9 protein-coding genes are annotated in these 6,160 nt (G+C 52.4%); 7 read left to right on the top strand and 2 right to left on the bottom strand.

Translation table 11 applies throughout. From position 1 onward, the window contains the following. The first annotated feature begins 218 nt into the window (after positions 1-218). From AC2FJC_RS23600 to AC2FJC_RS23570, 7 genes are all read left to right on the top strand, one after another. Positions 219-812 (top strand): hypothetical protein, encoded by a 594-nt coding sequence (locus AC2FJC_RS23600; protein ID WP_496742142.1) that lies wholly within the window; start codon positions 219-221, stop codon positions 810-812. Further along, positions 796-966: a hypothetical protein gene (locus AC2FJC_RS23595; RefSeq protein WP_496742140.1), complete on the top strand. Its 171-nt coding sequence runs from the start codon at positions 796-798 to the stop codon at positions 964-966. The genes AC2FJC_RS23600 and AC2FJC_RS23595 overlap by 17 nt, the downstream gene beginning before the upstream one ends. A gap of 26 nt (positions 967-992) precedes the next feature. Next, positions 993-1,769 carry a hypothetical protein gene (locus tag AC2FJC_RS23590; RefSeq protein WP_496742138.1) on the top strand — a complete coding sequence of 259 codons (777 nt, stop codon included), beginning with the start codon at positions 993-995 and terminating at the stop codon, positions 1,767-1,769. After that, entirely contained in the window at positions 1,762-1,983 is a 222-nt protein-coding gene (locus AC2FJC_RS23585; RefSeq protein WP_496742136.1) for a hypothetical protein, read from the top strand. The genes AC2FJC_RS23590 and AC2FJC_RS23585 overlap by 8 nt, the downstream gene beginning before the upstream one ends. Beyond that, a complete protein-coding gene (locus AC2FJC_RS23580; protein ID WP_496742134.1) occupies positions 1,971-2,543 on the top strand; it encodes a hypothetical protein in 573 nt (190 codons plus the stop codon). The genes AC2FJC_RS23585 and AC2FJC_RS23580 overlap by 13 nt, the downstream gene beginning before the upstream one ends. A gap of 142 nt (positions 2,544-2,685) precedes the next feature. Continuing rightward, positions 2,686-3,516, top strand: a complete 831-nt coding sequence (locus AC2FJC_RS23575; protein ID WP_496742132.1) for a class I SAM-dependent methyltransferase — start codon at positions 2,686-2,688, stop codon at positions 3,514-3,516. A 186-nt stretch (positions 3,517-3,702) separates the two neighbouring features. Then, positions 3,703-5,418, top strand: coding sequence for an adenylate/guanylate cyclase domain-containing protein (locus AC2FJC_RS23570; protein ID WP_496742130.1), 1,716 nt, complete (start codon positions 3,703-3,705; stop codon positions 5,416-5,418). A 244-nt stretch (positions 5,419-5,662) separates the two neighbouring features. Here the strand turns inward: AC2FJC_RS23570 and AC2FJC_RS23565 are convergent, their stop codons facing one another. Together AC2FJC_RS23565 and AC2FJC_RS23560 are read right to left on the bottom strand one after the other, a co-directional pair. Further along, positions 5,663-5,857: a DUF1059 domain-containing protein gene (locus tag AC2FJC_RS23565; RefSeq protein WP_282170805.1), complete on the bottom strand. Its 195-nt coding sequence runs from the start codon at positions 5,855-5,857 to the stop codon at positions 5,663-5,665. Between the two features lie 31 nt (positions 5,858-5,888). Continuing rightward, positions 5,889-6,160 (bottom strand): GFA family protein (locus AC2FJC_RS23560; RefSeq protein ID WP_496742128.1); only part of this gene is annotated, 272 nt, incomplete at its 5' end.

The raw sequence follows: 6,160 nt of genomic DNA, 5'->3' as shown, positions 1-6,160 counted from the left end.
AGACCCAACTTCTGGACGGCTGGTACACGACACTTTGCTGCTGGTGCGCGCATGATGTCGCGAGCAAGCGCCACCCCAAAAGGAAGAGGTTCTTTGGCGTTCGAAAGAAGCCCGTTCGGGACAGGTTGACCTGCTCAATTTGTGGATATTTCGGTCAGATCGACCGAACGGATGACCGCGGACGCTGTCCTGCATGTGTGAAGAAAGAGTGGTGAGTGATGCTCAAAATCGTTGTCTACGCAAACGAAAGAGAGATCGCCCGGGCCCATGCCGGGAACGTCAGCAATGACGTTAATGGGCTTTGCGATTACGAGGTGCGTGTGAGCGAAAGAGAGTCCGAGCAGCTCGGTATCGAAGAAAAAGCAGTTCGCTTCGAGATCTGGCAACATGATCGCAGGCAGACCGTGTGGTCACTCGTTGAGAAGATCACCGCCATGTGGCTGGAGAAGACCGGTGCGCGAGAGCCCCGCACTAAGGCTGACGAGGTGACGCGCGCATTCCTGAAACTAAAGAAGGTCGAGTTTTTGGCCGGTCGAGCACCGCTGTCTGATCCGATCAGCAGCGCAGAGGGGTTTGATGCCCTCATTGCTGACGTCGAGGTTGACCCACTGACCCGAGCTCTTTTAGCGCTGCAAGAAGCAGAGATCACATTGGGCCATGCAAGACTGTCTGATCCGGTCAGTGCAGACGAAATCAGAGCGCGCAAGGTGAATGAGAGTGACAACGAATTGCTGTCGCAGATCCGGGCGGGCATTCGCAAGTTGGATGAGCGCATCGCTAAAAAAGAGAATGACGATGGCCAGGACGATTGAACCAGTTTTTTCGAAAACTGAAGATCCGAGGCTCCTGAAAGTGACGTTTGCGGTTCACGACAGTGAAAGCACTGTTGTGATCCCAATCTCGCCTGCCGATTTCGAAGGTATCGAAGATCTCACTGATGAAGAGATCATGCGCGCTGTTGATTAAAAATCTGGCGCGCTGAAGGATGTGTGATGAAACAGGTTGTCGACTGGAATGACATCCATACAAGCGTGCTGAAAGCCCTTGGAGAGCATCGTGTAGGTTGGGCTGACCAGCTCGCTCTAGTGTTAGAAGATGTGAAGCGCAGTGTTGCGCAACACCCCGATGTCTTTGGAGATGAGTTGCCGGTGATCGTACAGATCAAGCAAAAGTTGGGAGGCCTTCGTGTCTACACACGAAAGTGCAACCAGAATACTCTCGACGAGCTTGATACGCGTGTCGAAGAGATCGAGAAGACGTGTGAGAAATGTGGGAATTCTGCTGAAACCCAGCTCGTGCAGGGCTATCTGACGACGCTTTGTTGTTGGTGCTACCACGATTTCCTCGAACGCCGATTTGAAGATGCTGAGGCGAAGTGGCCAACAGATCTTGAGCTCAACGTAGCAAATCGCTTTCCAGACATGGTGAGCGCTGATACGGCATCATTATGGCCAAGCCTTGGTCCGGGTAGGCTGGTCTTGCTTGGCCAGTTCCTCGTAGAGGCGGAGCATCTGCTTCGAGAGAACTTTGAGACACCGATTCAAGTACAGATCTCGGATGTGACGACAAGCAGAGATGGTTCAATTCAGATCAGCTTCAGTCGGTACGATGAATGCCTAGACCTCCTGCTCAAACGCGTCCGGCTGGACAGCAAGCGCACATGTGCAAGGTGTGGCCATGTCGGCGATATCGTCCGGAAGAAAGACAGGCCAGCCGCTCTGTGTGCACACTGTCAGGACCAAGGCGATTGGAACCCCTTCGATGAGTGATGAGTTTTCCGATGAAGAGATCTTTGGACGTCCGTTGGAGTCGATCCCTCTGGATGACCTGATTTATGAGCTGAAAGCACGACTGAAAGAGGGTTCAGATGCATGGCCGGCACTTCTGACAACTGTACAAGAGCACATAGTGGACGCTGCTCCAGCTGATGGACCAGCAGAATGGACAGACATCTGGATTAAAGAGAATAAGTGGCCAAAGTGACTGAAAACGATAAAATCACTGAAGGATCTGGCAGCGTCTACAAGGATATTGGCCTACCGGAACCGGTTGTCAGTATGCTGTTATGCGACCTGAGGATCGTAGCCGTAAGAGGACAGTTCTACCCAGTTGAAATCGCGGTCTTGAGAGTGATCGATGACGAACCATACACTTGGTCATCTCGCATCTACCCTGCCCTGAACTGGTCACATCAGGTTTTGGACGCATCTCCAATCAACCTTTCGACGGCTCCACCTGCCGTGGATGTTGCAAGCCAGGTTTTGGGCATCATCGACCAATGCCCGGCGGGTTGGATCTATTCAGATTCTTCTTCAACGTCAGGACTACTGGAGCGCTTGCTGGCAGAAGCAGAGGTTGAATACGTTCAAAAAGTCGATGTGCTCCGTGCGGACCAGATCATGCAGGATGATGCATCTCGTCGAGCGATGAAACAGCAGCTGAATTCACACAAGCGGTCCAGTGACGATCCGCTCGATGAGGTGGAGCGGTTGTGGACCTGCTACCAAGCAGCGAAGGCCTCGAAGGAAGGAGATGAGCGATGATTTTGGCGGACGATGCCTGGCGTAGATAGTCAGCCCTAGGCAGACATTTGCAACTGGACTTTTTAAATCCGGATAAGCGGACAAAGCTGACATTCAAGATCACCGAGTCTACCATAGCGGCATAAGTTAGGGAGGCTTCAACATGACTGATCCCAATGAAGTCGCGCACCACTACCACTCCGGTCACTTGCTAAAGCGAATTTCTGATGGTTGCGCAGCACTGGACTTGACCCCACCGATTTCTCGCGACGCTTTGGCGCCGGTTGACGAGTTTCACATTGGCGGACGCCTTGCGACCGAACCTTTTGTGAAGGCTTTGGACCTTTCGCCCCAAAGTCGGGTTGTCGATTTTGGATGTGGCCTCGGTGGTCCTGCCCGCTATGTCGCAGCGGCCACTGGGGCTCATGTGACCGGCATCGATTTAACCGCCGAGTTTGTGGAAACAGGACGCGCCCTTACAGAATGGACGGGCATGTCGGATCGGGTTCAACTCATCGAAGGCAGCGTACTTGATCTGCCGTTAGAATCTGACTCGATGGACGCTGCTTACATGATCCACGTAGGCATGAACATTGTGGACAAAGTTGGCATCGCGCGGGAGGCAATGCGTGTGCTTAAACCAGGAGGTATTTTTGCGATTTACGATGTGATGCAAGTCGGCGAGGGCAATATGGATTATCCAGCGCCTTGGGCTTCGACTTCGGATCAGAGTGCGCTTGCACCACCAGAGACATATGAGGCGGCTTTGAAGTCCGTTGGTTTCGAATTGACCAATAGGATCGACCGCACCGTGTTTGCCAAACAATTCTTTGAAGATTTGGCGGCTGCGCAAAGCCGTGCGGATGGTCCTCCACATCTTGGCCTGCATCTGATCATGGGCGACGACACAGCGATAAAGGTCCAAAACATGGTGCGAAACATAGAAGGCGGATTGATAGCCCCGATTGAGATCCACGCCCGTCTGCCCATCTAACTTTGCGTCCGCACTGGGCTCGAATTAATCATTCTCTGCGGTGTGCGGATGGGCCGATGGCAGCCCGAAGCATACATTCACAGTCACGCTTTTCAGTTTTGCCCCAAGCCATTCACTAGGACATGCGCGACGTTCAGGAAATCATGTTGTCTTTTCCAAGCAGCGTAATTTGCGCTACCAATAGACATGAATGGAGACCGCAGACTTTCCGCAGTACTCTCGGCCGATGTAGTAAACTACTCAGGCCAGATTAAGGCAGATGAAAATAGGACTCTCGGCGAACTTCGTGTTCTACGTCGAGAGTTATTTGATCCTTTGGTTAGCGATCATCGCGGTAATGTCGTTAAGAGGATGGGTGATGGATGGATAGTCGAGTTTAACTCGGTATCTGATGCAGTACGATGCGCCCTTGATCTTCAAAGCCAGGTGTTAACTCAGTCCTCATTGAAACTACGAGTGGGTGTGCATCTTGGAGATGTCGTATTCGACGAAGATGACATTTTCGGCGATGGCATCAATCTATCCGCACGTCTACAAGAGGCTTCCAACGAAGGGGCTGTGTTGATTTCAGATGTCGTCCATCGCAGCCTTGACGAGCGCCTCGCTGAGCAATTTTATCGCGCTGGAGAGCGACAGTTTAAGAACGCGCCGTCACCAATAGAAGTTTTCCAATGGTCGCCGCCAGGTTCTGCCCCACCGCGAGTAACTCCGGCTAGCCATACAAAGTCTCTGCTAATCGGCGTCTTACCTTTCGATAATCTTTCTTCTGACCCCGATCAGGAGTTTTTTGCAGATGGAATTACCGAAGAGATCATCACCACTTTATCAAAACTCCCGAATTTACTGGTCGTCGCGCGTAACTCTACATTCGTTTACAAAGGTCGCTCCGTTGACGTGAAACAGGTCGGTCTGGAGCAGGGTGTCGATCTTGTTCTTGAGGGAAGTGTCCGTCAAAGCAGGAACCGGGTGAGGATCACAGCACAGCTAATCGATGCAAAGTCCGGTATGCACATTTGGGCAGACCGCTATGATCGCCTCATTGAAGATGTATTCGAAGTTCAGGATGAACTCGCACTTAGGATTGCAACCGAGTTACAAGTCGAACTTTTGGCGGGAGAAATGGCTCGTTTCAGAGGATCCGGCACGAAAAACCTAGGCGCGTGGACCGCTCAACTAAAGGCCGTGGAGGCTTCGCGCAGAATTACTTGGGAAGCTCACGCCGACGCTCGCCGATTTGCACAACAGGCAATTGCACTCGACCCGGGTTACTCGGCTCCGTATTGTACTTTGGGATTCATTTGCACTGTCGAAGCACGACATGGATTTGTTGCTGACCGGCGTGCCGCGCTAGCGGAGGCTCGTGACTGCGCTCAGCGGGCTCTGGAAATAGACAGCTACAACCCAGAGGCTCACGCTATTGCGGGTTTTGCAGATGCAATCGATGGCAAGCTGGTTTCGGCTATCGATAAGTTCAACGAGGCACTAGCGCTAAATCCAAACCACGCTGACGTGGCTGCCAGACTGTCAATCACCCTAGCTTTCAATGGCCAGGCAAATGAAGCGATCCAAGTCGCACAACAAGCCATTACCCTGAACCCTCACTATCCAGGTTGGTATGCAGGCGTTCTGGGTTTAGCCCTTCGACTTGACGGTCAATACGAGGAAGCCAAGAAAGCATTCACCGAATATGGCCAAAGGGTTGAAGGCTTTGGTCACCTCGACCTCGTAATCGTCCATGTAGAGACAGAGAACCTTGAGGCCGCTCGCGATGAAGCACGGAATGTGATGAAATACCGCCCTCAGTTTTCCATATCGGACTGGGCGAAAACTCAACTTTTCTCTGACACAAAAAGGCTGGAGAAAGACTGTGCGTCTTTGCGACTAGCCGGTTTGCCTGAATAAGAGCAGGGTTTCGCTGTAGCAGGTTGGTTTTTGATGGAAACCGATCTCACACATTTCCGATTTGGGTTCGTGATGGCCTTGCGCTTCTAGGTGCCTTGGCGGTGGGCCGCAGCCCAAACCGGATACTCACAAATGGGCCCAGCAATTTCCCAGTTGCAGAGGAAAGTTGCCCTTCGCGGTTAAACAAACCAAGCCGAAAATTTTGGCCGATTATCCCTAGGAATTTGAGGCCTAATTTATTTGATCACGCGGGCTTTATCAGTGTTTCCAGATATTCTCGAGTGTCGGCGTCCCACGAGCTGGGGTCCTCTCCATGGGCGACCACCGCGTGCAGTTCCATGAGCTTCCAGACTTCGTCCTTGGTCGCAGCAACTACTTTACCTGGGCAGGCTTCCATGCCCTCGCAATCCTTGCAGGCATATGAGTATGCAGTGTTCATCGCTTTCTCCTCCGTGCGCTCGGAAAGTCGGTTAGAACTCAAGAAACGTCGGCAGCCCGTCGTCGAGTTTTATCCATGGCTGCTGATGTGATACGAAGACGTGGGCCTTGGGCTGCGCAATCGATGGGTCGTCCAACGTCACAGCAGAAAACCACGCGTCAGCGCTCCAGCCTTGGCCCTCAACTTCATTTAGGGCGGCATAGGTCAACGTCGTTCCACAGTCCCTACAAAATCCGCGGCGAATACCCGGAGTTTTCTCAATGTGTTGGATTTCGCCTTTGATAACGGCGAAGTCTTCGGCGG

This window comes from Ruegeria sp. CDSB117, assembly GCF_059611005.1.
This window is presented reverse-complemented; position numbering and strand designations above follow the sequence as displayed.